Origin of the sequence: Sphingomonas sp. SORGH_AS_0789 (assembly GCF_031453055.1) — a bacterium.
Lineage (GTDB): Bacteria > Pseudomonadota > Alphaproteobacteria > Sphingomonadales > Sphingomonadaceae > Sphingomonas.
Genome location: NZ_JAVIYV010000001.1, coordinates 267,463 through 294,132 on the forward strand (window position 1 = coordinate 267,463; position 26,670 = coordinate 294,132).

Here is a 26,670-nt window from a genome sequence, read left to right on the forward strand (position 1 = left end):
GTCATCCTTTCACGAAAAAGGCCCGGCGGACGATCCGCCGGGCCCCATGGGACTTGCCCTGTTTCCAGGCGTCAGTCGCGGCTCGAACCGGTCAGACGCAGGATGAACATGAACATGTTGATGAAGTCGAGATACAGGCTCAGCGCCGACATGATGACCACGCGGTCCTGCATCGACGTGCCGCGCACCTCATAATAGAGCGACTTGGTGCGCTGCGTGTCATAGGCGGTCAGGCCCGCGAACAGCAGGACGCCGACGAAGCTGATGACCAGGCCCATCGTGCCCGACTGCAGGAAGATGTTGATCACGCTCGCGACGATCAGACCGACCAGACCGATGATCAGGAAGGTGCCGAACGCCGACAGGTCGCGCTTCGTGGTGTAGCCATAGAGGCTGAGCGCCGCGAAACCCGCCGCGGTGGCGAAGAACGCGCCCGCGATCGACGAACCGCTATAGACCAGGAAGATGGTCGACAGCGACAGGCCCATGACGACCGCGAACGCCCAGAAGAGCAGCTGCATCGTCGAGGTCTTCATCCGCGTCTGGCCCATGCTCAGCGCGAAGACGAAGCCCAGCGGCGCGAACATGATGACGTAGCGCAGCGCGCCGCCATTGAGGAAGACCTGCGCGGCCATGCTGTCACGCCCGCCCCATGCGAAGAGCAGCGCGACGATACCCGTCAGCAGCACGCCCGACGACATGTAGTTGTAAACGGACAGCATGTACGAACGCAGACCCGCGTCATAGGCGGTCGAGCCCGTGGTGGCGGTGGTTCCGAACGGCGCGGCGCTCGGCCGTGGATCAGACCAGTTTGCCATGGTGAACTATTGCTCCTTTGACCGGCCATATGCCGGTTGATGGAAATATCGCTCTCTCGGGGACGCTTTTCAAGCCAAAGCGGTTCCCGTTTCATGCGTGCGTGCGATAGAAACATTTTGTCATGCTCCGCCTGTTCGTCGCCCTCCGCCCGCCCCGCGCCATTCGCGACCTGCTGACCGACGCCATGGACGGCGTGCCCCATGCCCGGTGGCAGGACGACGACCAGCTCCACCTGACTTTGCGCTTCATCGGCGAGGTCGATCGTCCGGTGGCCGAGGATGTCGCGGCGATGCTGGCGCAGGTCCATGCGCCCGCGCCCGTCATCCGGATCGCGGGCGTCGGCGCCTTCGAGAAGCGCGAGCGCGCCGACACGCTGTGGGCCGATGTGACGCCGCACGACGCGCTGGCGCATCTGCATCGCAAGGTGGACCAGGCCTGTGTCCGCGCCGGACTGCCGCCCGAGCACCGCGCCTATCGCCCGCACATCACGCTGGCCCGGATGCCACGCAGCGCCGGGGCCGCGCCCGAGGTCGGCGCCTGGCGCGCCGCGCATGCCGGGCTTGCCAGCGCGCCCTTCATGATGGAGCATCTGGTCCTGTATCGAAGCGAGCTGGGGCATGGCGGCGCATCCTATGAACCCGTGATGCGTTGCCCGCTCGACATCGACCGGTAAGGACCGGCGCGCACATCCGTTTTTCGTTCGATCAGGGAGCCTCCGACATGAAATATCTCGCGCTGACGACCGCCGCCCTGCTGGGCCTGGGCCTGGCCGGTTGCGACCAGGCCAAGGTGGAAACCGGCGCCCCGACGCCCGGCGGTGCCAGCGCGACCGCCTCGCTCCAGACCGGGGCCGGTGTGGCGGCGGGCCGCGCGACCGCGACCGAGGTGGCGGGGGGCCTGCGGATCACGCTCGATGCCGAGAACGTCCCAGCCGGGATGCACGGGGTCCATATCCACACGGTCGGCCGCTGCGACGCGCCCGACTTCACCAGCGCGGGCGGCCATTGGAACCCCACCCAGCGCCAGCATGGCAGCCTGAACCCGCAGGGGCCGCATGAGGGCGACATGCCCAACATGACGGTCGGCAATGACGGACGCGGCACCCTGGGCATCGTGTTGCCGGGCGCGACCATGGCCGGGCTGCTCGACGCGGACGGCTCGGCGATCGTCATCCATGCCGCCGCCGACGACCTGAAGACCGACCCCAGCGGCAATAGCGGCGGGCGCCTCGCCTGCGGCGTGTTCCAGGCGAACTGATCCGCCGACCATGACCACGCCCCTGCCGACCCGCGCCTTTGGCGGCTTCCTGTTCGACATGGACGGGACGATCCTGAGTTCGATCGCCTCGGCCGAACGCGCCTGGAGCGCCTGGGCGACGCGGCAGGGGCTGGACGTGGCGACGTTCCTGCCGACCATCCACGGCGTCCAGTCGGTCGAGACGATCCGGCGGCTCAACCTGCCCGGCGTCGATCCGGTGGCGGAGGCGCATGCGCTGACCGAGGCGGAGATGCTCGACCTGGACGACATCGTGCCGATCGCAGGCGCGGCGGCCTTTCTGGCGGTGTTGCCGCCGGATCGCTGGGCGATCGTGACCTCGGCGCCCAAAAGGCTGGCTGAGGTGCGGCTGAAGGCGGCGGGGCTGCCGCTACCGGGCGTGTTCGTGACGGCCGAGGATGCCGAGCGGAGCAAACCCGCCCCCGACGGCTTCCTGCTGGGCGCGAAGAAACTGGGGATCGCGCCGCAGGACTGTCTGGCGTTCGAGGATGCCCCCGCGGGGATCGCGGCGGCCGAGGCGGCGGGGATGACGGTGGTGGTGATTACCGAGACGCACCGGGGGGCGATGGACACCGCGCATGCGATGGTGACGGACTATCGTGACCTGGCGGTGGAATGGGATGGCGCCAGCCTGAAGCTCGAACACCGGGTCTGATCCCATCTGTTCCCCGGCGAAGGCCGGGGTCCAGTTGCGGTGCGTTGCCGGAGGCACGGAAAATTTGCCTCCCACGCGGAGACATTCCACCATCTCGAACGAATAGAACTGGGCCCCGGCCTTCGCCGGGGAACGGCCTGTCGGAAGGCGCCCCCTTCCCAACCCCCGTTCAGCCTGAGCGAAGTCGAAGGCCACGGGATTCACTTGGCCAAGATCACATGTCTGGACGTGTACTTCGACGTCGCTCAGGGCGAACGGCGGTCGGGTGCCCCTCACCTCAGACCGTGAAGCTCTCTCCGCACCCGCACGCGCCCTTGGCGTTGGGGTTCTGGAACACGAACCCGGCGGTGAAGTCGTCCTCGACCCAGTCCATGGTCGAGCCGATCAGGTACAGGATCGATCCGCCATCGACGAACAGCGTGCCGCCGGGCGTATCGATCCGCTCGTCGAACGCCTTGGCCTCGGTGACGTAATCCACCGAATAGGCCAGGCCCGAGCATCCCCGGCGCGGCGTCGACAGCTTGACCCCGATCGCCCCCTCCGGCGCACGCGCCATCAGATCGGCGATCCGTGCCTCGGCCGAGGGCGTCAGGTTCAGCGCGGCGGGACGCGGGCGGAGTGTGGTCGCCATGGTCAGAGCATCCCCAGTTCGAGCTTGGCGTCGTCCGACATCTTCTGCGGGTCCCAGGGCGGGTCCCAGATCAGGTTGACGTCGGCCGTCGCGATCCCCGGCACCGCCGAGACGCGCAACTCGACCTCGCCCGGCATCGACTCGGCGACCGGGCAATGCGGGGTGGTCAGCGTCATGGTGACGACCGCATGGCCGCCCTCGGTCACCTCGACGCCGTAGATCAGCCCCAGGTCATAGATATTGACCGGGATTTCGGGGTCATAGATTTCCTTCAGCGCGTCGATGATCCCGTCATATAGCGCGCCGCCCGGCTGGGTCGGATCGTCGGCGGTCGGCTTTTGCGAGAGGAAGCCCGACAGATAGTCGCGCTGCCGCTCGGCCGGTGCCTCGACCACGTCCTGCACGCGCGCCTTGGGCGGCTGCTCGACGCTTTCGACCTCTTCGATCTTGAAACTGCTCATCCGAAAATCCTCGTGACCCGCCGGACGCCATCCACCAGCGCCGCGACGTCATCGGGTCCGTTATACACGCCGAAACTCGCCCGCGCGGTGGCGGGCAGGCCGAGCGCCTCCATCAGAGGCTGGGCGCAGTGATGGCCCGCCCGGATCGCCACCCGGCTCTCGTCCAATATGGTGCCGATGTCGTGGGGATGAACCCCCTCGATCGCGAAACTGACGATTCCGGCCGAGTCCTCAGGCCCCAGCAGCCGCACCGAGTTGATCGCCGACAGCCCCTCGCGCGCCTGCGCGACCAGGGCGGCCTCATGCGCATGGATCGCGTCCAGCCCGATGGCCGACACATAGTCGATCGCGGCATGAAGCCCGAGCGCCCCGACGATATGCGGCGTCCCCGCCTCGAACCGGCCGGGCGGCGGGGCGTAAGTGGTCTTCTCGAAGCTGACCCGGTCGATCATCGACCCGCCACCCTGATAAGGCGGCATGGCGTCGAGCAGTTCGGGCCGCGCCCACAGCACGCCGATACCGGTCGGACCATAGAGCTTGTGGCCGGAGAAGACGTAGAAGTCGCAGTCCAGCGCCTTCACGTCGACCGCGATGCGCGGCACCGCCTGGCACCCATCGAGCAGGATCTTCGCGCCCACGCCATGCGCCAGGTCGGCCGCACGACGCCCGTCGAGCACCGATCCCAGCACGTTCGACACATGGCCCAGCGACACCAGCTTATGCGCCGGGGTCAGCATCCGCTCCATAGCGTCCAGGTCAATGCGGTGATCCGCCGTCAGCGGCAACACGTCGATCGCGACGCCCAGCTTCTCCGCGACCATCTGCCAGGGCACGATGTTGGAATGATGCTCCAGCATCGACAACAGGATGCGGTCGCCCGCCTTCAACTGGGTCGCGGCCCAGCATTGCGCGACTAGGTTGATCCCCTCGGTCGCGCCGCGCGTAAAGACGATCTCGTTCGGCGACCCCGCGCCGATGAACCGCGCGGTCGCTTCGCGGGCGGCTTCATAGGCGAGCGTCATGTCGGCCGAACGCTGGTAGACGCCGCGATGCACGGTGGCATAGCTGGTGTCATAGGCCCGCGTGATGGCGTCGATCACCACTTGCGGCTTCTGCGCGGTCGCGGCGGTGTCGAGATAGGCCCAGCCGTCCGGGATCGCCGGAAAATCCGCGACCCGGTCCAGGGGAGATGCCGTCGCCATCAAATCCTCCCCATCTTCGATGGGGAGGGGGACCGCCGCGAAGCGGTGGTGGAGGGGCAAGCCCCTCCGGCCCCTCCACCCCTCGCTTCGCGAGCGGTCCCCCTCCCCGCGCAAGGCGCAGGGAGGATCTGGGTCATCACCATCAAAGCGCGGTCTCCAGCCAGGCGTCCGCGTCCGCCGCAAAGGCTTCGCGCACCACCTCATTGCCGATCCGGTCGATCGCGTCCGCCACGAAGGCCCGCGTCAGCAGCGCCTGTGCGCGGGGCTTCGGAATGCCGCGGCTCTGCATGTAGAACAGCGCCTTGGCATCGAGTTCGCCCACGGTCGCGCCGTGCGCGCACTTCACGTCGTCGGCGAAGATTTCCAGCTCGGGCTTCAGGTTCACCGTCGCGGTCCGCTGGAGCAGCAGGCCGCGAAGCGACTGTTCGCCATCGGTCTTCTGCGCATCGCGCGCCACTTCGACCCGCGCGGCCAGACTCGCCTGGCTGCGATCGGCGGCGACCGCGCGCCACAGCTGATGGCTCTGGCCATTGAGCGCGGCATGGCGCAGCGACACCGCGCACTCCTGCTTCAACTCGCCCCGGGTCAGCAGCGCGCCCCCGAACTCGGCATAGGCCCCGTCACCGGTCTGGGTGATCCCGCCATCGATGCGCGCGCCCATATTGCCCGCCGCCAGGAAGGTCGCGGTCAGGCTCGCGCCCTCGCCCAGCTCGGCTTCCTCGCGCAGCGACACGAAGCCGTCGTCCTGCAACAACCGCACCGCGCGCATCAGCCGCGCCGATGCGGCGAGCTTCAGCCGCGTCAGCCGGTTGGTCCAGCCGCGCCCGACATAGGTCTCATAGACCTGAGCCGCCGCATCCTCGGCCAGCACGATCTCGGCGGGCAGGTGATTGGCCGCGCCGCTGGCGACATGGACGATCTGCACGGGCTCCGCGACCGCATCGCGCTCCAGCCGCAGCGACCAGCCACGGCCGAGCGCCTGGCGACCCAGCGGATGGTCGCTGGCGTCAATCTGGGTCAGCTGAACCGGGCCGGGGCTGCTGGCGCTTTCATCCAGCACGCCGTCGACGAACAGCAACCGCGCGCCCGGCAGATCGAGGAAGCGATCCGCACCCGCGACCGGCACCGCCCGCTCGCTCTCCGCCGCGCGGCGAAGCGCGTCTATATCGGCCCAGCGCCAGGCCTCCTCACGCGTCGAAGGGAGTTCCAACACGTCCACCATCAATTCCTCCCCATCACAGATGGGGAGGGGGACCGCCGCGAAGCGGTGGTGGAGGGGCGAGGGGCGCATGCCCCTCCACCACTCGGCTGACGCCGAGTGGTCCCCCTCCCCGCGCTACGCGCAGGGAGGAATGAGAAGGTCGCGCTCATGCCTCCACCCCGGCATAGCCCTCACGCTCCAGCTCGAGCGCGAGTTCGGGGCCGCCCGAACGCACGATGCGGCCATCGGCCAGCACATGGACCCGGTCGGGCTGCACATAGTCGAGCAGCCGCTGATAATGGGTGATCAGCAGCACCGCCTTGTCGGGCGCGCGCATGATGCGGTTGATGCCGTCGCCGACGATGCGCAGCGCGTCGATGTCGAGGCCGGAGTCCGTCTCGTCCAGGATCGCGAACTTGGGGTTCAGGATGCCCATCTGGACCATCTCGTTGCGCTTCTTCTCGCCGCCCGAGAAGCCGACATTGACCGGACGCTTGAGCATGTCCTGGTTCAGCCCCAACCCATCGGCCTGCGCGCGGGCAAGCTTCAAGAACTCACCGCCCGACAGCGGCTTCTCGTCGCGCTGGCCACGCTGGGCGTTCAGGCTCTCGCGCAAGAACTGGACGTTGGACACGCCGGGGATTTCGACCGGATACTGGAAACCCAGGAACAGGCCGGCGGCGGCGCGCTCGTTCGGCTCCAGCTCGAGCAGGTCGACGCCGTCGAACGTCACCGAACCCTCGGTCACTTCGTATCCCGGACGCCCGCCCAGCACATAGCCCAGCGTCGACTTGCCCGCGCCGTTGGGCCCCATGATCGCATGGACTTCGCCCGCATTCACCTCGAGCGTCAGGCCCTTGAGGATCGGCTTGCCGTCGATTTCGGCGTGAAGGTTTTCAATTTTCAGCATTGTCATCAAGCTTTCACAGGCGCATGTGTCAGGGTCGGATAGGTTTCAGTTCATCGCTTTTGTGACCGACGCGCCCGTTCGAGGCGCTCAAGGCACTTTGGATAAGCGCTGTCCGCCTGTTTACGATGAAACGGCTGACACTTCATGGCATCACATGCTCGAGCATCCGTTTCTAAATCGCCGCTTGACCTAGTTACCGTGCAAGACGCCACTCGACCGTTTCGGTCGAAGCTAAAAGTCAAATTAGTCGGGCCAAGTTGGCTAGGAACTGTGGTAGCTGCAGCCACCTGCATTATTGCAAATACGATTAAACTCACCCCACGCTCCCTTCCAGCGAAATCCCCAGCAGCTTCTGCGCCTCGACCGCGAACTCCATCGGGAGTTGCTGCAGCACCTCGCGCGCAAAACCGTTGACGATCAGCGCGACGGCCGCTTCCTGATCCAACCCACGGCTCATCGCATAGAAGAGCTGGTCCTCGCTGATCTTGCTGGTCGTCGCCTCATGCTCGATCTGCGCGCTCGGGTTCTTCACCTCGATATACGGCACGGTATGCGCGCCGCACTGATCGCCCAGCAGCAGGCTGTCGCACTGGGTGAAGTTGCGGACATTCTCGGCGGTCGCCGCCACGCGGACGAGGCCGCGATAGGTATTGTCCGAACGCCCGGCCGAAATCCCCTTCGACACGATGGTCGAGCGGGTATTCTTGCCCAGATGGATCATCTTGGTGCCGGTATCGGCCTGCTGGCGATTGTTCGTCACCGCGACCGAGTAGAACTCGCCCACCGACCCATCGCCCGCCAGCACGCAGGACGGGTATTTCCACGTCACCGCCGAGCCGGTTTCGACCTGCGTCCACGACACCTTGCTGTTCTTGCCCTGGCACAGCGCACGCTTGGTGACGAAGTTGTAGATGCCGCCGACACCATTCTCGTCGCCCGGATACCAGTTCTGGACGGTCGAATATTTGATCTCGGCATCGTCCAGCGCGACCAGTTCGACCACCGCCGCGTGAAGCTGGTTCTCGTCGCGCATCGGCGCGGTGCAGCCTTCGAGATAGGAGACATAGGCCCCCTTGTCCGCGACGATCAGCGTGCGCTCGAACTGGCCGGTATTCTCCGCATTGATGCGGAAATAGGTCGACAGTTCCATCGGGCAACGAACGCCCTCGGGGATGTAGACGAAGGTGCCGTCGGAGAAGACCGCCGAGTTGAGCGTGGCGAAATAATTATCCCGCTGCGGCACGACCTTGCCCAGCCACTTCTTCACCAGCTCGGGATATTCGCGGATCGCCTCGGAGATCGAGCGGAAGATCACCCCCGCCGCTTCCAGTTCCTTGCGGAAGGTGGTCGCGACCGAGACGCTGTCGAACACCGCGTCCACCGCGACCTTGCGCGCGCCCTCGACGCCCGCCAGCACTTCCTGCTCGGCGATCGGGATGCCCAGCTTTTCGTAGGTCCGGCGGATTTCGGGATCGAGCTCGTCCAGCGACGCGATCGTCTTCTTCTGCTTGGGCTCGGCGTAGTAATACGCGTCCTGATAGTCGATCGGCGGGATGTTCAGCTTGGCCCAGTCGGGCGTCTCCAGCGTCTGCCACAGGCGAAACGCCTTCAGCCGCCAGTCGAGCATCCATTCGGGCTCGTTCTTCTTGGCCGAGATATAGCGGACCGTATCCTCGCTCAGCCCCTTGGGTGCGAAGTCCTGCTCGATCTCGGTGGCGAAGCCCCACTCATATTTCTTGTTGGCGGCGGCGAGCGCCTCTGCATTCTTCGTGGCCATCAGGCGAATACCCCCGGACGCGGAGAAGCGTCCATCACTTGCGATTCAACAGGATCGGCGGCGAGCGTCGCGAGCGTCACCCCGGAAAAGGCGGCGCGTACCGCCTGATTGACGACATGCCAATGCGGCCGGACGCGGCATTGCATTTCCAGGCCGCATTCATGCGCGGCGCCCTCGACGCACGCGGTCAGCGCGATCGGCCCGTCCACCGCCTCGACGATATCGGCCAGGCTGATCGCATCCGCGTCGCGCGCCAGGCGGATGCCGCCGCCGGTGCCGCGCGTGCTCTCGATCAGCCCGGCGGTGGCCAGACGGCTGACCAGCTTCTGCGCGGTGGGCAGCGGCACGCCCGTCTGCCCGGCCAGCAGGGTCGCATTGCTCCGCCCGCCGGCACCCTCGCGCGCGGCGGCGGTCATCATCACGACCGCATAATCGGCTAGGCTGGAAAGGCGCATGATCTCCAATCGGATGAATTTGGTCCGATTGGCAAATGGGCGCGAGGGGACGGTTCGTCAACCGGGTTTCGCGTGCGGGAATTTCGATGGGTGTGATCAACTCTTCCTCCCCTGCAAGGGGAGGGGGACCGCCGCGAAGCGGTGGTGGAGGGGTATCACCGCCATTGGGGACACCCCTCCGTCAGTCCTTCGGACTGCCACCTCCCCTTGCAGGGGAGGAATTAAAGTCAGCGGCCGATCAGGCCCTGCGCGATCTCATCCGCGACATCCGAGGCCGGATGGCCGGTCTCGGCCGAGCGCTGCCACACCTGTTCCAGACGCTCGGGAATCTTGGCGATGCGCGCCATGACCTCGGCCTCGTCGCCCTGACCCAGATATTCCAGACCGACATTGATGATGCCGCCCGCATTGATGACATAATCGGGGGCATAGAGGATGCCCGCTTCCGCCACACGCGCGCCGTCCTCGCGGGTCGCCAGCTGGTTGTTGGCGCCGCCCGCGACGACCTTGGCCTTCAGCCGCTGGATCGAATCGGCGGTCAGCACCGCGCCCAGCGCATTGGGGCTGACCAGGTCGACGTCGGCGAACAGGATCTCGTCGGCCGGGGCGACGCTGGCGCCCAGCTCCGCCGCCATGGCTTCCGCCCGCGCCTGGTCGACGTCGGCGATGGTCAGCACCGCGCCGTCCTTGGCCAGCAGCTTGGCGAGCCCGCCGCCGACCGAGCCGACGCCCTGGATCGCGACGCGCACGCCCTTCATGTCGGTCGCGCCCAGCCCGCGCCTGGCCGCCGCCTTCACGCCCAGATAGACGCCGTGCGCGGTGTAGGGGCCGGGATCGCCGCCCGCCGCGCCGCTCGCGACCGGCAGGCCGGAGACATAGCGGGTCTGGGTCGCGATGACCTTCATCCGCTCCTCGGACATGCCGACATCCTCGGCGGTGACGTAACGGCCGCCCAGCGATTCGACCGCGCGGCCGAATGCCTCGAGCTGTGCGGTGGTGATGACGTCGCCCGGCTTGGCCGCCAGGACCACGCCCTTGCCGCCGCCCAGCGCCAGGCCGGCCATCGCGTTCTTGTAGCTCATGCCGCGCGACAGGCGCAGCGCGTCGGTGATGGCGAGCGCGGGCGTGGCATAATGCCAGAAGCGCGCACCGCCCGCCGCCGGGCCCAGATGGGTGGAATGCACCGCGATGACCGCCTGCAACCCCGATGCGGGATCGGTGAACAGATGCACGCCTTCATGCGCGTCGAAATCGGGAAAGCCCCAGTTCGTCATGCTCGTCCTTCGGTCCGACTAAAGCGGTACCGGACCGAGGCTTCTGACCCGGCCACCCAGATCGGCGAGGATATTGGGGGGACACGGGCCTGAAAGGGGCCGGTGCCGTGGCCAGCGAGTGGCCGGAAAGAATGGGGCGACCGACGGGACTTGAACCCGCAACTTCCGGCATCACAAGCCGGCGCTCTAACCAATTGAACTACGGTCGCCGCGAAGGCTTGCGCCCCTAAACGGGATCACCCGGTCTCGTCAAGCGCCCAAAACCGTCCCCGTCAAAAATTACCTCTCCTTTAAAAACGCCCCTGCGCGGAAAGCCGGTATCCGCCGCCCGATCCGGCGACGAAGCCCAGCTGCTCCAGCCGCGCCGCCGCCGCCGGATCGCCCGGCGTCAGGACCAGGTCGGCGGTATAGCGACCATCGGGATGGATGCGCAGGTTCACCGCCTCGCTTCCCCCCTGCCCCGTCATCGGCAGCAGCAGCGCCCCCGCCTCGCACCGGGCATTGCCCGTCATCACCGGCGGCAGCGGCAGGCCGCCCGCCTCGCCCGCGACCGTCGCTCGCACCCGCCCGCCCGCTTCCTCGCACACCCCGTCGCGGAACCGCACCGTCACATCCTCCAGCGCCAGCGTCGTGACGGGCAGCGGCGCGAACAGCGGGGCGGCGGGCAGGCTGGCGGTCACGCCGTCAATCCCCATCGCATGGCGGCTGATCGTCGCGGCACCCAGGACCGGACGCCCATCGGCCCCCGCCCCCTCGAACGCCAGCTTCGCCCGTCCGACCAGCAGCGCCAGCGGCGACAGCGACACGCGCAGGTCGCCCAGCGCCACGTCGCCGAACCGCGCCTCCAGCATGCTGCCGCCCCAGATCGTCCCGCCGACCCGCCGCGCGCTCAGCCCCTGATCGGCCAGCCCCGTAGCCCCCAGCGCCAGCCGCATCGGCAGGAAGACGATCAGCGCCACGACCAGCATCGCGGCGAACAGCACCGGCGGACGGGTGGCGAGCCGCAACCGCATCACGACACCCGCGCCCGCAGGACGAGCGCGACGCCCAGCGTCCGGTCGCCATTGTCGGTCAGCGTCGCCTGTTCGACCAGCACCCCGCCGCGCTCCAGCCGCGCCAGCCAGGGGGTCAGCGCGGCGGCGCGTGCCGAGGCGATCTGCGCGCGCACCCGGCCGGGGCCGTCCTCGGTCAGGCCGGACAGGGTGAAGCCCGCCTGCTCGGCCGACAGGCGGATGGTGTCGGCCAGCGTCCCCGACAAGGCGGGGCGGCGGCGGCGCTGGCGCAGTTCGTCGGCGATGGCCTGCGCCTCGCCCAGCCGGATCACCGCATCGGCATGGCGCTCGCGCGCGCTCGACAGGCCGTCGCCCAGCGGACGCAGGATGCCGCCCCAAAGGAGCGTGACGACCATCAGCGCGGCCATGACCAGCAGCAACCGCTTTTCGCGGGTCGAGCGGCCGTCGAACCAGAGCTTGAGCGAGGTCATCGTCCGCGCACCGTGAATTCTCCCGTGATCCGCCCGCCCGCCGCGACGAAGGTGCTCGCCTGGACGGTGAAGCCCTGCGCCTCGATCGCGCGCTTCAGGTCGGTGGCCAGCGCCTCGCGGTCGACCGCCACGCCCAGCCTTATGTCGCCGCTCGGCTGGAAATCCATCGCGGTCAGCTCGGAGCCGGGCACGCTGCGCACCGCCGAGAAGACCGCCGCCGCCGTCCGGCTGAACCCCTGGCCCGGCCCGCGCACCGCCGACAGCCGCTCCGCCAATTGGCGATCGGCATCGACCAGCGTTTCCCCGCGCGGCAATGCGGTGCGCGCGACCTGCTCGATCCTGGCCTCGGTCGCGTCGGCGGCGAAGCTGTATTTGGTCCAGCGCACCAGATCGATCGCCAGCGTCACCGCGACGATCGCCAGCCCGAGCCAGCCGAGCCGCCGCACCAGCCGCCAGTCGATCGCGAAGGACCGCCGCCGCGCGAACGGCCCCTGCCGCAGGTCGAGCGCGGGCGCCGCCGCCGCCGCGCCCAGCGTGTCCGCCAGCGCATCGGCATCCAGATCGGCCAGCGGATCGTCGCCCGTCACGATCTCGGTAAAGCCGGGCTCGTCGGCAAAGCCCGAGGCGCGTCCGCGCACCACCCCCTGCCCGGCAAGGCTGCCCCGCACATAGCCCTGGTCGGGGCGCGGCAGCAGGAGCGGCGCGGGCACCACCGCCACCGGATCGACGCCCATCCCCGCCAGCCGGTTGAGCCAACCCGCCATCGCGCCACGATTGACGATGCCGATGGCCCGGCTGCCCGCGTCATCCTCGCCCACCGCGACATGCAGCTCGTCCATCGGCGCGGCGCTGACCTCCGCGGCCAGCAGCCGTGCGGCGGCGGCGGCCTGCGCGGTCGATCGGGCGGGGATCTCGGCCCAGTGGAGCGACACCGCATCGGCGGGCGCGACCGCGATCACCTCGCCATCGCCTTGCGGCAAGCCCTCGCCCGCCGCCGCGACGCGCGCATCCTCGATCCGCATCCAGCGATAGTCGCCGCCCTCGCCCGGCGGCAGGAACAGGAGGTTGGTCGCACTCATCACTCTTCCCCCCATATCCGCGCCACCAGTTGCGGCGGCACCCGCCTGGCATCGACCAGCGCGCGCTCCTGCACCGCCACGCCGCCCAGCGTCACGTCGATGCGCAGGGCGAACCAGCGGGTCGTCACCGCCACGCCCCCCGCGCCCGTCGCCCCCGGCACCTGCGCCCAAAAGGCGCTCGCGTCCGCATAGCCTTGCGGCGGGCGGCGCAAAAGGGCCTGGGCGACGGCACCGGGCGAAATCGTATCGACCTGCGCCATCGCCACCAGCGGCGCCTGTTCGGGGGCGAGCGTGTTGATGTTAACCATGGTCGGGCTGGCATCGGGCAGCGTGCACAGCCAGGGCCGCAGCCGGGCATAGAGTTCGGGCGTGACGCCGTTGACCATCCGCATCTCGCTGACATCGGCCATCAGCGTGCCGCCGGTCCGGTAAGGCGGATCGCGGCTCAGATAGAGCGCATCCTCCGCCCCGCCGCCTTGCGGGTTCTGGTCGCTGTCGATCCAGGCGGCGGTGGCGGCCGCGACCTGTTCGGCCACCTGCCCCGGCACGCCGATCAGCCGCATCAGCTTGGCGAAATGCGCCGTCTCGACGGCATTGCCGATCAGCATGCCGGGCTGGCCGGGCGCCCGCTGTGCCAGGCCGTTGAGGTTGAAGCAGTTCCCGCCATCGGTGACCCGCGCGGTCGCGATCGCCCCGCCCGCGACATCGCCCAGCGGCAGCGCGAAGGGCCGGTCGCTCCACCCGCCGAGCAACGACACCCGCCCCTGCGACCGCTGGAGCAGATCGCCGATGCGGATGATCGCCAGCGCCTCCGCCGCATAGGCAAAGCCGCGCGCCTGCTCGATCGCGACCGCATTGCCGCCCAGCCGGGTCGACAGCCGCAGCTTCTCCAGCGCGGTCGCGGCCATCACCGCGATCACCGCGACCAGGATCAGCACGGTGAGCAACGCCGCGCCGCGCTCGCCGGAGGGGGGCGGACGCCTAGCCATTGGGCGTCGGTGCAGGCGTCGGTGTGGGGGTGGGCGCCGGAGCCGCCGCGGCGTCGCCGATAAAGCCGGTGCCGACCAGGAACAGCTGGCGAAAGATCAGGCCGTCGTCGCGCACGATCGTCACCTCGGCCGCCTGCGGCAGGGCGATGCCGGGCTGCCCCTGCCACTGGTCGAGCCATGCGCCGTTGAAGCGATAGCGCAGGTGCAGTTCGCGGACATGGTCCATCAGCGCGGCGGGCTCCATCGGCGCGGCCCCGTCGAGCAGCGGCCACGCCACCCGCTCCAGCACATCGCCGTTCAGGCGGTAAGCGACCTTCTGCAAGGACGGGCGCTGCGCACCGTCCAGGTTGCTCCACCCGGCGCGGACCAGCCGCATCGCATCGGGCCCGGCGACCATCGCGGGGGTCAGCACCGCGCCCTCGTCGCGGGTCGGTCGGTCCACCGCCTGGGCCAGGTCGGCGGACAGGATCGCGGTCGTCCGGCTGACCGCCGCCATCGCGTCCAGTTTCTGCCCCGTGACCGCCTGGGTCCGCACGCTCAGCGACAGGATCGCCACGGCGGCGGCGGCCAGCATCGAGAAGATGAGCAGCGCCACCATGACCTCGACCAGGGTGAAGCCGTTGGTTTCCCCTCCATTCCGGCCTTCGACGGGGTCGGCCGAGACGACCATCACGACGTCACCACCCCGACCGGCGGCGCGGGCCATGGCGGGCGGACCATCGTCATCCGGCCCACGACGCTTCCCGCGCCATTGGTCACCGCGACATCGATCCGCACCACGCGCACATCGCCCGTCCCGCTGACGATCCGCGTCCATTTCCAGCTACGCCCGCCATTCACCTCCGCCCCCGACGTCCGGCCGAGCGCAGGTGCCTGGGGATCGGTGACGGCGGCGATCGCGATGTTGCGCGCGACCATCTGCGCGACCAGCGTCTCGTCGAGGATCGAGGCCCCCCGGATCGTCGCACTCTCCAGCCGGACGATCGCCATCGCCGCCAGGCTGAACACCGCCAGCGCGACCATGATCTCGATCAGGGTGAAGCCGCCTTCTCCTCCTCCCCTGCAAGGGGAGGTGGCAGGCCGAAGGCCTGACGGAGGGGTGTAACCGCCAGCGAGGAAGTGAATCGCGAGCGGCGACACCCCTCCGTCACGGCTGCGCCGTGGCACCTCCCCTTGCAGGGGAGGAATTGGGGCCATCTCACCCATCGACCCGCACCGTGCCGTCCGCACCGATCCGCACGATGCTGCTGGCCCGGTCGCGGGTCAGGCGCAATTCGACCGGACGGTCGGCCAAGCCCGTCACGTCGAAGGTGATCCGCACCCGCCCGCTGCTGTCGGGGATCGCGGCCTGTGTCCCGTCCTCCCATTGCGCGACGCGCAGCGGCTTGACGGTCATCGGGCTCCACGCGCCGTCCGCGCGCCGGTCAAAGCCATAGCCGCCGCGCGTGACCCAAATGCTGACCGGCGACGCCTCGACCACCGCCACGTCATGCGCGGCGCGGACGCGCGCGGCGAAACGCAACGCCTCGTCGGTCAGGCGGCCGCGCCGGTCGGGAAGCGACCAGACCGCGATGGCGGAGGCCAGGCCGATGACGGTGATGACGATCATCAGTTCGACCAGGGTGAAGCCGTTTGGTACCTGCGGCGATGTTTCGGCATGGCCTTCGACTTCGCTCAGGCTGAACGGCGGCTTGGTCAGCACCGAGCCTGTCCCACCGTCCGTTCGCGCTGAGCGAAGTCGAAGCGCACGGGCCGAACGCCGCCCAGGCAGGCCCCACCCGCCGCCGTCCCCGGCATCCAGGCGGGGCCGCGTCATCACTTATCCCAGTTGCCGATATCCGCGTTGATCCCCTCGCCGCCTTCCTTGCCGTCGGCGCCGTACGTCCAGACATCCGCCTCGCCATGCTGGCCGGGCGCGGCGTAGAGATAGGGGCGGCCCCAGGGATCGTCGGGCAGCTTCTTCAGATAGCCGCCCTTCTGATAGCGCGACGGATCGGCGAGACCGGCGGGCATCGACACTAGCGCCTGCAAGCCCTGCGCGGTCGTCGGGAAGGTCAGGTTCTGGAGCTTGTACATCTCCAGCCCGCCCTCGATCTGGGCGATGTCGGCCTTGGCCTTCTGCACCCGCGCGGTGTCGCCCGAGGGCAGCACGTTCAGCGCCACGATCGTCGCCAGCAGGCCGATGATGACGATGACGACCATCAGCTCGACAAGGGTAAAGCCGTCCTCGCGGCGCTTGCGGCGGGTCGGCCGTTGGGTGGGGTTACGCATCGACTTGTCCTCTCGACTCATTGTCCCGCCAGCGTGTTGAGCTGGAGGATCGGCAGCAGGATGGATAACACGATCGTCGCGACCACGCCGCCCATCACGACGATGATCGCGGGTTCGAGCAACGAGAGCGCGGTGGCGGTGAAGCGGTCGAACTCGCGCTCCAGATAGTCGGCGGCGCGCTCCAGCATCTCGTCCAGCCGCCCCGCCGCCTCGCCGCTGGCGGCCAGATAGGTCAGCAGCGGCGGAAACACCCCCGCCCGCCGCATCGCCGCCGAGAGACTCCCGCCGCCCCGGATCGCATCGACGATCGCGTCGGACGCGACCCGCAGCCGCCGGTTGTGGATCGTGCCCGCCGTCAGGGTCAGCCCTTCGAGCAGCGGCAGGCGGCTGGCGACCATCGTCCCCAATGTGCGCGCCATCCGCGCGGCGTGCAGGTCGCGCAGCAACCGGCCGAGCAGCGGCAGCCTGAGCAGCCAGCTGTCGAAGGACAGCCGGATCGACGGCACCTTCAACGCGCGCCAGAATGCGACGCCGCCCAGCACCGCGACGCCCGCCATCAGCCACCACCAGCCGACCAGCAGGTCCGACACGCCGATCACCATGCGGGTCAGGAAGGGCAGTTCCTGCCCGACCGTGTCGAACTGCTCGACCACCTGCGGCACGACGAACATCATCAGCGCGGTGACGACGCCCATCGCCACCACCGCCAGGATCGTCGGATAGGCGAGCGCGGTGATCAGCTTGCCCCGAATCTCCGCCTGCCGCTCCAGAAGGGCCGCGAGCCGCTCCAGGATCGTCGGCAAGGTGCCCGAACTCTCCCCCGCCGCGACCATCGCGCGGTAGAGCGGGGGGAAACTCTTGGGCTCGCGCGCCATCGCATCGGCCAGGCGACGCCCCTCGGTCACGCCCTGATGCACCGTCGCGACGATGGCGCGCACCCGCTCCTGCTCGGTCTGGCGGGTGATGGTGCGCAAGGACTCCTCCAGCGGCGAGACGCGGTTGAGCGTGGCCAACTGGCGGGTGAACAGCGTCAGCTGCTTGACCGACATACGCGCGCGGCCGAGCTTCAGCCCGAACAGCGGGCGGCGCTCGGCGGTGTCGCCGCTGCCCGGCTTGACCGAGACGACATAGAGCCGCTGTTTCTCCAGCGCGGCACGCGCGGCGTCGGCGGTCTCGGCGGGAATGAAACCGCGCTTCTCGGCGCCCTTGGTGTCGATGGCGACATAGTCGAACCCGGCCATGTCAGCGCCTTACTCCATGCACCACCCCGGCGAAGGCCGGGGTCCAGTCGCGATGCCGGTGCAGGCGCGGGGTTTCGGATGGAAATCCTATCTCACGCGAAGGCGCGAAGCCGCGAAGAGAAGATTGGTTCGCGCAGAGGCGCAGAGGACGCAGAGACAAATCGTGCGCGGCAGCGCACAGCTTTTTCAAGCAGCCAAAGCAGGAGGGCCGCTGGCGCGGCGAGGACGGCATCTCTGCGTCCTCTGCGCCTCTGCGCGAACACACCTTTCTTCTTCGCGGCTTCGCGCCTTCGCGTGAACACAGCTTTCCTCTCCGCGTCTCCGCGTCTCCGCGTGAACGCAAATGCACGACGCACGGCAACTGGACTCCGGCCTTCGCCGGGGTGGAGCGGTAGGTGGAGCGAGCGCACATCCCCCTCACCCCGCGTCGGAATCGCGGCGGGACACGCGGATGGCTTCCTCCGCCGTCGTCACGCCGTCCAGCACCAGCGTCCGCGCGGCGCTGGCCAGCGGCTGTTGCCGGGCGAAGGCGTGCGCGGCGATCGCCTGTTCGTCGCCGCCTTCGTTGATCAGCCGCCGGATGGTGTCGTCGACCCGCACCGCCTCATAGACGCCGGTCCGGCCCTTATAGCCGCTGCCGTTGCACTGGGGACAGCCGACCGCTTCGTACACCGTCGCCTGCGGGTCGATGCCGAGCAGCGGCGCGACCGTGTCCCGGGCCGCGACCGGGCGCTTGCAGGCGGGGCAGAGCCGCCGCACCAGCCGCTGCGCGATGACGGCGCGCAGCGTCGAGGCGAGCAGGAAGGGCTCGACCTTCATGTCGCGCATCCGGGTGATCGCGCCGACCGCATCGTTGGTGTGGACGGTCGACAGCACCAGATGCCCGGTCAGCGACGCCTGCACCGCGATCTCGGCGGTTTCGCGGTCGCGGATTTCGCCGACCATCACCACATCGGGGTCCTGGCGCAGGATCGCGCGCAAGCCCGCCGCGAAGGTCAGTCCGACCTTGGCGTTGACCTGGGTCTGCCCCACCCCTTCCACCGCATATTCGACCGGGTCCTCGACGGTCAGGATGTTGCGGCTGCCATCGTTCAGCAGGCGCAGCGCGGCGTAAAGGCTGGTCGTCTTGCCCGAACCCGTGGGGCCGGTGACCAGGATGATGCCGTTGGGCTCGCTTAGCGCCTCGCGCAGCAGCGCATACATGGCCGGGTTCATCCCCAGCGCATCGAGGTCGATCCCGGCATTCTCCTTGTCGAGGATACGCAGCACCACCCGCTCGCCCGCACGGCTGGGCAGGGTCGAGACGCGCACGTCGAGCAGCTTGCCGCCCAGCGTCAGCGCCATGCGCCCGTCCTGCGGCACGCGGCGTTCGGCGATGTCGAGCCGCGCCATGACCTTGATGCGGCTGACCACGACCGGGGCGACATGCGGCGGCATGCGCAGCGTCTCGCGCAGCACGCCGTCGATCCGCATCCGGACGACCAGGCCGGTCTCATAGGGCTCGATATGGATGTCCGACACGCCGTTGCGCGCGGCATCGGCGATGATGCCGTTGATCAGCCGGATGGCAGGCGCGTCGTCGGCGGTGTCGAGCAGGTCCTCGGCGGTGGGAATCCCGTCAGCCAGCATGTCCAGCTCGTCGCCCATGCCGACAGCCGCGATCGCGGTCGCCTGTCCGTCCATCGCATAGGCATCGGACAGCAGCCGGTCGAAGGCGGGCCCCTCGACGCGGGCGATGGCGAAGGGGCGGCCGATATGGCGGCGCAGCTCGATCAGCGCGCGCGGGTCCGCGCCTTCGCGCAACGCGACGGTCAGGCGGATCGGCGCTCTGGACCACCGTGCCGAACTTGCGCGCGAAGGCGTAGGGGATGGTCAGCGGCGCGACCAGCTCCAGCGCTTCGTCGGGCGCGGGGAGCGGGAGAGCGGGTGGCCCTCCCCCATCCCCTCCCGCCTGCGCGAGGGGCGTGCCCAGTGGCAGAGGGACCATATCACCCGTGGGGAGGGATTCCGGCGTGTCAGTCACGGCGCTTGATCGGTTCGACCGGCTTGGCGACGGGGACCGCGATGCGCGGGTCCTCGATATTGCCGGGCATCGGCGCGTGCGGGATCGGCGGCGCGGCGTTCATGTAGTCGCGGACCAGCTCGTCGATCGACGGCTCGACGCCGGGCTGGGCATAGCCCTGGAGCTGGCGCAGATAGCCGTAACGCTGTTCGGTGACGCGGCGGCTGTCCTCGGGGGTGCGCAGGATGGTGGGGCGGATGAAGACCATCAAATTGGTCTTGGACCGGCTGCGCGCCTTGGACCGGAACAGCGCGCCCAGGCCCGGAATGTCGCCCAGGAACGGGATCTTCTCGATCGTCCGCCGCTCATTGTCGTCGAGCAGCCCGCCGATGACCGTGATCTGGCCGTCATCGGGGGTGAACACATTCTCGAACGCGCGCTTGTTGAGGATCAGTTCGCTGTTGTTGCTCGACACCGGCCCCGCGATCGAGCTGACCTCCAGGCGGACATAGAGTTTCAGCGAGCCGCCCGCATTGACCTGCGGCTTCACGTCCAGCTGGATGCCGACATTCTGCCGCTGCACGGTGCGGAAGGTGTTGTTGAAATCATTGGACAGCGCCTGGCCGGTCGTGACCGGAATCTCCTGCCCGACCAGGCTGTGCGCCTGTTGATTGTCCAGCGTGATGATGTGCGGCACCTGCAACAGGTTGGAGGTGGTGTCGCTCTTCACCGCATTGATGATCGCGCCGAATACGGTGTTGCCGACCTTCCCGCCCCAGCCGGCAAAGCCGCCGGTGGTACCCAGGATCGACTGCACCGCCGACTGGGTCAGCTGGCTATAGGCCTGGTTGGGAACGTTGGTCGTGGTCCGCGTGCCGTCGGGTGCGACCACCGTGGTCGTGGTGCCGCCGATCGTGTTCGCCCCGACCGCGCCTGCGATCTGGAGGATGTTGGGCGCGGTGTTGCCATAGGTCGACGCGGCGAACGCGCCGCCGGTCAGGCTGCCCAGCAGGAACTGCGCGCCCAGCCGCCGTGCGGTCTGGTCGGAGACCTCGGCGATGATCGCCTCGATCAGCACCTGTTCGCGGCGCACGTCCAGCTGGCGGATCACCTCGCCGATCTGGCGCTGGATATCGGCGGGCCCGGCGATCACGATGGCGTTGGCGCCGACGAAGCGGGTGACGACCGCCGCAGTGCGGCCGCCCTGCGTGCTGATCGCGGGTTGCTGGCCGGTCTGGCCGCCCGCGCCGGGCGCGCTCGCCGCCTGGGGCTGGGCGACCGGCTGGACGCGCTGCGCGATGGCGGTGCCCGCCGCCGATCCCGACTGGCTGTTGGTCTGGGTGAAGCTGCCGCGCGACAGGGTGGTTTCCTGCACCGGATCGGGCGTCTGGCCGACCAGCTGCTGGAGCACGGGCAGAAGCTGCTCGGCATCGGCATTTTGCAGGAAGACGACGCGGATCTCGGTGCCGCTCTTGGCCTTGTTGTCCAGGTCCAGCGCGATCTGGGCGAAGCGCGCCACGCTCGACGGATCGCCGCGCAGCGCGACCGCGTTCGAGCTGTCGATCGCCACCACCGACACGCCGGTCGATCCTTGCGCCGGGGCGCCGCCCTGCCCGCCGCCGCCATTGCCCGCCAGCGTCTGGAGCGCGGTCGCGATCTCGCGCGCGCCCGCATTCCGCAGCGCGATGACGCGGGTCGAGGCATTGTCGGCGTCGATCCGGCGGACCACCTCGCGGATGCGGCGGATATTGTCGGCGAAGTCGACCACGACCAGGCTGTTGCCCGCGCGGTTGGCGGTCACCGATCCTTGCGCGCTGACCAGCGGGCGCACCGTCTCCAGCGCGCTCGGCGCGTCGATCGCGCGCAGGCGGATGATCTCGGTGACATAGGAATTGCGGTTCGCGCCCGACGATCCGATCCGGCTGGGCTGAGACGCGGCATTGTCGATCGGCTGCACCCGGAACGCCCCGCCCGCGCTGGGCACCGCGACCAGCCCGTTGGAGCGCAGCGTCGACAGGAATATCTCGAAATATTCGGACTTGGACAGCGGCCGGTCGGTCACCACCGTCACCTTGCCGTTCACCCGGCTGTCGATGATGAAGGTCCGCCCCGTCACCTTGGCCGCATCGGCGATGAAGGCGCGAATATCGGCGTCGCGGACGTTGAGCGTGGTCTGCGCCTGCCCCCCCGCCGCCAGGGCGAGCGCCAGAACCGAACCGAGGACGAGCTTCTTCATGGCCGTGGTGCCGCAATCTGGAGGGAGAGCGGCAGCGTCTGATCGCCCCGCTCGACCGTGATGGAAAGAGAGCCGCCCTGTGCGAAATCGCTCGCCAGGCGGTCAAGGTCGCCGGGGCCGGTCACGGGGCGGCCGCCGAGCGCGGTGACGATATCGCCCTCGCGCAGCCCCGCCGCGCGGAACGCCGTGCCCGCGCCCATCGGCCGGACGACGAGACCGGAGACGCGCCCGCCGTCGAGCCGGGGGATGAAGCCGATATCGCTGCGCAGCTGCGCGATGGCGATGCCGCCCTGCCCGGCGGCCGGGGGAGCGGCGATGCCGGGCACCGGCGCGCCGGGCGCGGCGGGGGGCGCGTCCGACTGGTCGAGATACAGGTCCTCGGTCGCGCCGCCGCGATCGATGGTGATGTGATCGAACGCCACCGACTTCAGCGTCACGCCCGGCTGGATCTCCTCGCCGACCGAGACCGGGCGCTGGACGCCGTCAGGCCCCGCCACGATCGCCGAGCCGCGCCCCGACGCCTCGTCGATGCGCGTGCCGAACAGGGTGAGTTGCAGGCTGGTCACCGCCGAGGGCGCGGCCTGCTGTCCTTGCAGGCGGAAGAAGGGGTCGAAGCCGTCGAGGATCGCGGCGGTCGATCCGAGGACGCTGGGCGCGACCGGGCGCCACTCGCCCAGCGGCGAGACCGGCGTCACGAGCACCCATAGCAGCCGCGCGCCCTGAACGGCGAGGACCGCCATCAGCGCCAGTTCGGCCACCGAGTAGACATTCACGACCGGCAGCCGCCGCAACCATCGGCGCCCGCGCGCGTCGAGCCTCAACCGCATGAAATCAGACCCCATCCGCTTTTCCGGGCACTAGGCATGGCATGTTACATGTTTGCGTCAAAGCCCCGAAACATGTTCGTCATATGGGTTTCACATGGACATTGCGATGAACCCTATCCCGACCGACCCGCCAGAACTGGGCAACGGCCTTGATCCGACACCGATTATCGCCCGACTGGCCGCCACGCCGGGGGTGCAGCGGCTGCCAAGCCCCAAGCTGACGCTCTTCGTGAAGCGCGACGTCCTGCCGCTCGAACTCTGCCAGGCGCTGATGGCGCGAATCGACGAGGTGCGCCGTCCCTCGACCATCGCCGACGCCAATGGCGACGCCAGCTATCGGACCAGCGAGACGGGCGACCTGCCCGGCGACGATCCGGCGGTGATCGAGACCGAACGCCGCATCGCGATACTGACCGGGCTGTCGGCCGCATTCGGCGAACCGATCCAGGGCCAGCGCTATGCCGTCGGGCAGGAGTTCAAGCAGCATACCGATTATTTCGAGCCGTCGGGCCTCGACTATCACCGCTATTGTGCGCTGTCGGGCAACCGGACCTGGACGGTGATGCTGTACCTGAACACGCCCGAGGCCGGCGGCGCGACCCGGTTCAAGGCGGTGGACAAGATGATCCAGCCCGAACCCGGCAAGCTGGTCGCGTGGAGCAACCGCCGCGCGGACGGCTCACCCAATCCGGCCACGCTGCATCAGGCGATGAAGGTGCGCGCGGGGGTGAAATATGTCATCACCAAATGGTATCGGGAGTTGCCGTGGCGGGGGTAGAGACGGACCTCCGTTCGCCTTGGGCGAAGTCGAAGGGCAAGTTGAAGCGGTTGCGGCTTGGCAAACGGTATCCCTTGGCCTTCGACTACGCTCAGGCTGAACGGAGGGGGGGGCTTCGTTTTTGGCCTAACATCCGTTCAGGCTGAGCGAAGTCGAAGCCCACGCCCCACCCTCTCCCCAAACGAAAAAGGCCGCCGCCCGGATCGCTCCGGACGACGGCCACATGCCGGGATCAGAAGGTCGTGCTGATCCCCAGCGAGAAGATCCGGCCCAGATTATAGCGGTTCAGATAGACGAACCGGCCATTCCCGAAATCCTGCCGCTCGTTATAGCGCGTGCGGGTCAGGTTGCGGGCCTCGGCCTTCAGCTCGAACTTGCCGCCCGCCAGCTCAAAGCCCTGCCGCGCCACGAGGTCGAGGCGGATGCCCGGCACCTCGATGATGTCGGGCTGGAAACCGTCGCCCGACAGGTTGGACGGCCCGCGATTGGTCACGCGGTTGCTGGCATAGTTGAACAGCAGCGTGACCTGCGACAGCGCGGCGGTGTCCTCCATGCCGAGTTGCAGGTTGACCAGATGGTCCGACTGGCCGGTCAGCGACGCACCGTCGCGGAACAGCAACCGCGCCGGACCGAAGCCCGAGGCGCAGCCCGCCAGCCCCGGCGATCCTTGCGCCGCCGCCGGGTTGGGCACGCAGGTCGCATCCGCGCGGATCTTCGACTTGGTATAAGTATAGTTGGCGATCGCGACGAGGCGGCGGGTGGCGAAGAAGTCGCCGCCGAGCCCGGCGAGCGGCACATATTTCTGCAACTCGAACTCGCCGCCATACAGATTGGCCGAGGGCAGATAGGTGAAGCCCGTCTGCAACCGATCGTCCGCACCGGTATAGAAGCCGACCTGCTCGATCGGGTTCTTGATCCGCTTGTAGAAGCCCGCGACCGTGAAACGCTGGTCGCGCGCATAGAACCATTCGTAGCGCGCCTCGAGATTCCACAGCTCGCTGTCGCGCAGGTTCGGGTTGCCGAAGAACAGGCGGTCCGAATCCGGGTCGCGGAACTGCTGCGGCGCCAGCTCGCGGAATTGCGGGCGCGAGATGGTCTTGGCGCCGCTCGCGCGCAGCTGCATGTCGGGCGCGAAATTCCAGGTCAGCGTGCCAGCGGGGAGGAAATAGTCGTTCTTCAGCCGCGTCGTAGCACTCTGCACCGGCGTCACCGTCTCGACCGCCGTCTCGTAGCGGACACCCGCCACCGCGCGCAGCCCGTCGGCCACTTCGGCCTCGGCCTGGACGTATCCGGCATGGACATCGAGCCTGGCATCATAGGCATAGGCGCCCAGCTGCTGCGGCGAACCCAGCTGGAGCGTACATGCCCCCTGCCCGCGCAGCGGACAGGCATTGTTGATGACGTCGGGGCTCAGCAGATAGTCGGGGCGATAGAGATTATACGGGAAACCCGGTGCGGTCCCCGCGCCGTCGCTGGTCTGGTAGTTGAACTGGATACGGCTCGAATAGCGGTCCGTGCCCTGGTAGAAATAGCCGCTGCTCAGCGTGATCGGCCGTTCGCCGTCGATCCTGTAGGAAAGATCGGCCTGGCCGGTCCACAGATTCTCGTTGAGTTCCGAGAAGATGATCGAGGCGAAGGGGGTGAAGCGCTGCGTCACCTGATAAGCGCCGTTGCACTGAAACCCGCCCGCGCCATTGCCGCCGTCATAGCTGATCGGCAGGCCCGTGGTGGTGCGGTTCGAGCAGAGATAGTCGAACTGGCGCTCATAGGGCGCATTGCGCTTGGAATTGGCGAAGGCGCCGCGCGCGTCGAATTTCAGCGCGTCGGTCAGCTTGAACTCGCCGACCAGCTGGCTTTCAATCAGCTGGCGCTCGAACCAGTTGGTGTTCTGCTGGAAGCGAAGCCCGCTGGCATTGTTATAGACCTCCGCCGCCGAGCCGCGCCCCTGTTTCAGCGTGTCGTGGATATAGACGTTGGTCCAGCGCACCGTGTTGTCGCCGAACTCGTAACCCAGGCCGACCAGTGCATTGGCGACGATGCGGTTGTCGGTGAGCAGCGTGCGGAAATCGTTGCGGATCGTGCCGTCGGTCGACACCGAATCCTGCTGGATCGCCGAGCGGGTGCGGAAGGTGTTGGACAGGCTGAGCGACGAGATCACGCCCAGCCGGTCGCTGCCGATGTCGAACACCGACCCCGCCGAAATCTCCCCCGACAGATTGGCGGGCAGATGGTTGTTGCGCTGGAGCAGCGTGGTCGAGGCGTTGGAGAGCTGCGCCACCTGCGCGGCGGGCACGATGCCCGATCCGCGCCCCGCCTGGACGTCGCGGACGAACTGCGGCACGGCGCGCGTCCCGTCGTCATAGCCCAGCCAGTCGGCCTTGCCGCCCGCATAGGTATAGCCCAGCTCGCTGGTGGTCACATCGTCGGCCGCGACCGTGAACCCGCCCGAAATGAAGTTCTTCGCCGGGATCGCCTTGGTCGTCAGGTTGATGACGCCGCCGCCGAACTCGCCCGGATAATTGACCGAATAGGTCTTCTGGACCAGCGCCGAACCGACGATGGTGGTCGGGAAGATGTCGAGCGGGACCGAGCGGCGCAGCGGCTCGGGGCTGGGCAGCGGCGATCCGTTGAGCAGCGACGAGGAATAGCGGTCGCCGAGACCCCGGACATAGACGAAGCCGCCGCCCACGACCGACAGGCCGGTGACGCGGGTCAGCGCGCCCGCAATGTCGCCCTCGCCCGTGCGCGCAATATCGGCGGCGGACAGGACCGAGACGATCTGCGGCGTGGCGCGGATCGTGTTGGGGATGTTGCGGCCGACGACGACGATCTCGTTGCTGGCCGAGGCGTCGACGCCGGGGGCCGAGATCTCGACCGGCTCGTCCGCCGACTGGCCGTCCTGCCCGGTCGGGGTCTGGCTCTGCGGGGTCGCCTGCCCGTCGGGGCTGGTCGCGGTGGTGCTGGTCGGCGCGGGCGCCCCCACCGTCTGCGCGAGCAGGGCGGGCGCGACGAGCTGGGACGTCAGCAGAAGGAGGGAGGCATAAGCGAGGCGTCGCTGCATGGCCGGGTCATCCGATCAGATATATGGAGGAAAGCCGGGGCGG

The 26,670-nt window shown here is 68.5% G+C and carries 25 protein-coding genes, 1 tRNA gene and 1 pseudogene; 4 read left to right on the plus strand and 23 right to left on the minus strand.

Annotation, left to right across the window (positions count from 1 at the left end; all coding sequences use genetic code 11):
• Positions 1-71: 71 nt before the first annotated feature.
• Positions 72-818, minus strand: a complete 747-nt coding sequence (locus QE360_RS01125) for a Bax inhibitor-1/YccA family protein (protein ID WP_309693618.1) — start codon at positions 816-818, stop codon at positions 72-74.
• Between the two features lie 122 nt (positions 819-940).
• Between QE360_RS01125 and thpR the strand changes: the two genes are divergently transcribed.
• The 3 genes from thpR to QE360_RS01140 are packed head-to-tail and all read left to right on the plus strand — an operon-like array spanning position 941 to position 2,749.
• Positions 941-1,492 carry an RNA 2',3'-cyclic phosphodiesterase gene (gene thpR / locus QE360_RS01130; RefSeq protein WP_309698646.1) on the plus strand — a complete coding sequence of 184 codons (552 nt, stop codon included), beginning with the start codon at positions 941-943 and terminating at the stop codon, positions 1,490-1,492.
• A gap of 47 nt (positions 1,493-1,539) precedes the next feature.
• Entirely contained in the window at positions 1,540-2,076 is a 537-nt protein-coding gene (locus tag QE360_RS01135) for a superoxide dismutase family protein (protein ID WP_309698648.1), read from the plus strand.
• Between the two features lie 10 nt (positions 2,077-2,086).
• Entirely contained in the window at positions 2,087-2,749 is a 663-nt protein-coding gene (locus QE360_RS01140) for an HAD-IA family hydrolase (RefSeq protein WP_309693611.1), read from the plus strand.
• Positions 2,750-3,026: 277 nt separating this feature from the next.
• On the opposite strand, the gene QE360_RS01145 is transcribed toward QE360_RS01140, so the two are convergent.
• From QE360_RS01145 to QE360_RS01245, 21 genes and pseudogenes are all read right to left on the minus strand, one after another.
• Complete coding sequence (locus QE360_RS01145; RefSeq protein ID WP_306998889.1) at positions 3,027-3,380, minus strand: iron-sulfur cluster assembly accessory protein; 354 nt, start codon at positions 3,378-3,380, stop codon at positions 3,027-3,029.
• Between the two features lie 2 nt (positions 3,381-3,382).
• Positions 3,383-3,841 carry an SUF system Fe-S cluster assembly protein gene (locus QE360_RS01150; protein WP_307103911.1) on the minus strand — a complete coding sequence of 153 codons (459 nt, stop codon included), beginning with the start codon at positions 3,839-3,841 and terminating at the stop codon, positions 3,383-3,385.
• Entirely contained in the window at positions 3,838-5,043 is a 1,206-nt protein-coding gene (locus QE360_RS01155) for a cysteine desulfurase (protein ID WP_309698653.1), read from the minus strand. Before QE360_RS01155 ends, QE360_RS01150 begins: the two co-directional genes overlap by 4 nt.
• A gap of 142 nt (positions 5,044-5,185) precedes the next feature.
• Complete coding sequence (locus QE360_RS01160) at positions 5,186-6,265, minus strand: SufD family Fe-S cluster assembly protein (protein ID WP_309698655.1); 1,080 nt, start codon at positions 6,263-6,265, stop codon at positions 5,186-5,188.
• Between the two features lie 145 nt (positions 6,266-6,410).
• Positions 6,411-7,154, minus strand: coding sequence for a Fe-S cluster assembly ATPase SufC (sufC, locus tag QE360_RS01165; protein ID WP_219019223.1), 744 nt, complete (start codon positions 7,152-7,154; stop codon positions 6,411-6,413).
• Positions 7,155-7,467: 313 nt separating this feature from the next.
• Positions 7,468-8,931 (minus strand): Fe-S cluster assembly protein SufB, encoded by a 1,464-nt coding sequence (sufB, locus tag QE360_RS01170; RefSeq protein WP_309698659.1) that lies wholly within the window; start codon positions 8,929-8,931, stop codon positions 7,468-7,470.
• The gene (locus tag QE360_RS01175; protein WP_309698661.1) at positions 8,931-9,386 is read right to left on the minus strand and encodes an SUF system Fe-S cluster assembly regulator; all 456 of its coding nucleotides are present in this window, start codon (positions 9,384-9,386) and stop codon (positions 8,931-8,933) included. Before QE360_RS01175 ends, sufB begins: the two co-directional genes overlap by 1 nt.
• Before the next feature lie 227 nt (positions 9,387-9,613).
• The gene (locus tag QE360_RS01180) at positions 9,614-10,660 is read right to left on the minus strand and encodes a Glu/Leu/Phe/Val dehydrogenase dimerization domain-containing protein (protein ID WP_309698663.1); all 1,047 of its coding nucleotides are present in this window, start codon (positions 10,658-10,660) and stop codon (positions 9,614-9,616) included.
• Between the two features lie 132 nt (positions 10,661-10,792).
• Positions 10,793-10,869, minus strand: a tRNA-His gene (locus QE360_RS01185).
• 81 nt (positions 10,870-10,950) lie between these two features.
• The gene (locus tag QE360_RS01190; protein ID WP_309698665.1) at positions 10,951-11,673 is read right to left on the minus strand and encodes a type II secretion system protein N; all 723 of its coding nucleotides are present in this window, start codon (positions 11,671-11,673) and stop codon (positions 10,951-10,953) included.
• A complete protein-coding gene (gspM, locus tag QE360_RS01195) occupies positions 11,673-12,143 on the minus strand; it encodes a type II secretion system protein GspM (RefSeq protein WP_309698667.1) in 471 nt (156 codons plus the stop codon). The genes QE360_RS01190 and gspM overlap by 1 nt, the downstream gene beginning before the upstream one ends.
• Positions 12,140-13,222, minus strand: a complete 1,083-nt coding sequence (gspL, locus tag QE360_RS01200) for a type II secretion system protein GspL (protein WP_309698669.1) — start codon at positions 13,220-13,222, stop codon at positions 12,140-12,142. Before gspL ends, gspM begins: the two co-directional genes overlap by 4 nt.
• A complete protein-coding gene (gspK, locus tag QE360_RS01205) occupies positions 13,222-14,211 on the minus strand; it encodes a type II secretion system minor pseudopilin GspK (protein ID WP_309698673.1) in 990 nt (329 codons plus the stop codon). The genes gspL and gspK overlap by 1 nt, the downstream gene beginning before the upstream one ends.
• Positions 14,204-14,917 (minus strand): type II secretion system minor pseudopilin GspJ, encoded by a 714-nt coding sequence (gspJ, locus tag QE360_RS01210; RefSeq protein ID WP_309698675.1) that lies wholly within the window; start codon positions 14,915-14,917, stop codon positions 14,204-14,206. The genes gspK and gspJ overlap by 8 nt, the downstream gene beginning before the upstream one ends.
• Positions 14,881-15,336, minus strand: a complete 456-nt coding sequence (gspI, locus tag QE360_RS01215; RefSeq protein WP_405052659.1) for a type II secretion system minor pseudopilin GspI — start codon at positions 15,334-15,336, stop codon at positions 14,881-14,883. Before gspI ends, gspJ begins: the two co-directional genes overlap by 37 nt.
• A 73-nt stretch (positions 15,337-15,409) precedes the next feature.
• A complete protein-coding gene (locus QE360_RS01220; protein ID WP_309698679.1) occupies positions 15,410-15,913 on the minus strand; it encodes a GspH/FimT family pseudopilin in 504 nt (167 codons plus the stop codon).
• Between the two features lie 113 nt (positions 15,914-16,026).
• Positions 16,027-16,482, minus strand: a complete 456-nt coding sequence (gene gspG, locus QE360_RS01225; protein ID WP_307103881.1) for a type II secretion system major pseudopilin GspG — start codon at positions 16,480-16,482, stop codon at positions 16,027-16,029.
• A gap of 17 nt (positions 16,483-16,499) precedes the next feature.
• Positions 16,500-17,723, minus strand: coding sequence for a type II secretion system inner membrane protein GspF (gene gspF, locus QE360_RS01230; RefSeq protein ID WP_309693568.1), 1,224 nt, complete (start codon positions 17,721-17,723; stop codon positions 16,500-16,502).
• A gap of 417 nt (positions 17,724-18,140) precedes the next feature.
• Positions 18,141-19,710, minus strand: a pseudogene (gspE, locus tag QE360_RS01235) (type II secretion system ATPase GspE).
• Between the two features lie 28 nt (positions 19,711-19,738).
• Positions 19,739-21,961, minus strand: coding sequence for a type II secretion system secretin GspD (gene gspD, locus QE360_RS01240; RefSeq protein WP_309698681.1), 2,223 nt, complete (start codon positions 21,959-21,961; stop codon positions 19,739-19,741).
• Entirely contained in the window at positions 21,958-22,788 is an 831-nt protein-coding gene (locus QE360_RS01245; protein WP_309698683.1) for a type II secretion system protein N, read from the minus strand. The genes gspD and QE360_RS01245 overlap by 4 nt, the downstream gene beginning before the upstream one ends.
• Before the next feature lie 106 nt (positions 22,789-22,894).
• Between QE360_RS01245 and QE360_RS01250 the strand changes: the two genes are divergently transcribed.
• The gene (locus QE360_RS01250) at positions 22,895-23,566 is read left to right on the plus strand and encodes a 2OG-Fe(II) oxygenase (protein WP_309698684.1); all 672 of its coding nucleotides are present in this window, start codon (positions 22,895-22,897) and stop codon (positions 23,564-23,566) included.
• A 232-nt stretch (positions 23,567-23,798) separates the two neighbouring features.
• Here QE360_RS01250 and QE360_RS01255 read toward each other — a convergent pair whose 3' ends face one another.
• Positions 23,799-26,627, minus strand: a complete 2,829-nt coding sequence (locus QE360_RS01255; RefSeq protein ID WP_309698686.1) for a TonB-dependent receptor domain-containing protein — start codon at positions 26,625-26,627, stop codon at positions 23,799-23,801.
• Positions 26,628-26,670 lie beyond the last annotated feature (43 nt).

What these genes read in the sequence shown, in the direction of transcription:
- QE360_RS01145 (WP_306998889.1), bottom strand. Translation starts at nt 3,380, where the DNA reads ATGGCGACCACACTCCGCCCGCGTCCCGCCGCGCTGAACCTGACGCCC.
- QE360_RS01135 (WP_309698648.1), top strand. Translation starts at nt 1,540, where the DNA reads ATGAAATATCTCGCGCTGACGACCGCCGCCCTGCTGGGCCTGGGCCTG.
- thpR (WP_309698646.1), top strand. Translation starts at nt 941, where the DNA reads ATGCTCCGCCTGTTCGTCGCCCTCCGCCCGCCCCGCGCCATTCGCGAC.
- QE360_RS01250 (WP_309698684.1), top strand. Translation starts at nt 22,895, where the DNA reads ATGAACCCTATCCCGACCGACCCGCCAGAACTGGGCAACGGCCTTGAT.
- QE360_RS01160 (WP_309698655.1), bottom strand. Translation starts at nt 6,265, where the DNA reads ATGGTGGACGTGTTGGAACTCCCTTCGACGCGTGAGGAGGCCTGGCGC.
- QE360_RS01190 (WP_309698665.1), bottom strand. Translation starts at nt 11,673, where the DNA reads ATGCGGTTGCGGCTCGCCACCCGTCCGCCGGTGCTGTTCGCCGCGATG.
- sufB (WP_309698659.1), bottom strand. Translation starts at nt 8,931, where the DNA reads ATGGCCACGAAGAATGCAGAGGCGCTCGCCGCCGCCAACAAGAAATAT.
- gspG (WP_307103881.1), bottom strand. Translation starts at nt 16,482, where the DNA reads ATGCGTAACCCCACCCAACGGCCGACCCGCCGCAAGCGCCGCGAGGAC.
- gspD (WP_309698681.1), bottom strand. Translation starts at nt 21,961, where the DNA reads ATGAAGAAGCTCGTCCTCGGTTCGGTTCTGGCGCTCGCCCTGGCGGCG.
- gspK (WP_309698673.1), bottom strand. Translation starts at nt 14,211, where the DNA reads ATGGCTAGGCGTCCGCCCCCCTCCGGCGAGCGCGGCGCGGCGTTGCTC.
- QE360_RS01175 (WP_309698661.1), bottom strand. Translation starts at nt 9,386, where the DNA reads ATGCGCCTTTCCAGCCTAGCCGATTATGCGGTCGTGATGATGACCGCC.
- QE360_RS01180 (WP_309698663.1), bottom strand. Translation starts at nt 10,660, where the DNA reads ATGACGAACTGGGGCTTTCCCGATTTCGACGCGCATGAAGGCGTGCAT.
- QE360_RS01150 (WP_307103911.1), bottom strand. Translation starts at nt 3,841, where the DNA reads ATGAGCAGTTTCAAGATCGAAGAGGTCGAAAGCGTCGAGCAGCCGCCC.
- gspL (WP_309698669.1), bottom strand. Translation starts at nt 13,222, where the DNA reads ATGAGTGCGACCAACCTCCTGTTCCTGCCGCCGGGCGAGGGCGGCGAC.
- QE360_RS01155 (WP_309698653.1), bottom strand. Translation starts at nt 5,043, where the DNA reads ATGGCGACGGCATCTCCCCTGGACCGGGTCGCGGATTTTCCGGCGATC.
- gspM (WP_309698667.1), bottom strand. Translation starts at nt 12,143, where the DNA reads ATGACCTCGCTCAAGCTCTGGTTCGACGGCCGCTCGACCCGCGAAAAG.
- gspF (WP_309693568.1), bottom strand. Translation starts at nt 17,723, where the DNA reads ATGGCCGGGTTCGACTATGTCGCCATCGACACCAAGGGCGCCGAGAAG.
- QE360_RS01140 (WP_309693611.1), top strand. Translation starts at nt 2,087, where the DNA reads ATGACCACGCCCCTGCCGACCCGCGCCTTTGGCGGCTTCCTGTTCGAC.
- QE360_RS01255 (WP_309698686.1), bottom strand. Translation starts at nt 26,627, where the DNA reads ATGCAGCGACGCCTCGCTTATGCCTCCCTCCTTCTGCTGACGTCCCAG.
- sufC (WP_219019223.1), bottom strand. Translation starts at nt 7,154, where the DNA reads ATGCTGAAAATTGAAAACCTTCACGCCGAAATCGACGGCAAGCCGATC.
- gspJ (WP_309698675.1), bottom strand. Translation starts at nt 14,917, where the DNA reads ATGGCCCGCGCCGCCGGTCGGGGTGGTGACGTCGTGATGGTCGTCTCG.
- QE360_RS01125 (WP_309693618.1), bottom strand. Translation starts at nt 818, where the DNA reads ATGGCAAACTGGTCTGATCCACGGCCGAGCGCCGCGCCGTTCGGAACC.
- QE360_RS01245 (WP_309698683.1), bottom strand. Translation starts at nt 22,788, where the DNA reads ATGCGGTTGAGGCTCGACGCGCGCGGGCGCCGATGGTTGCGGCGGCTG.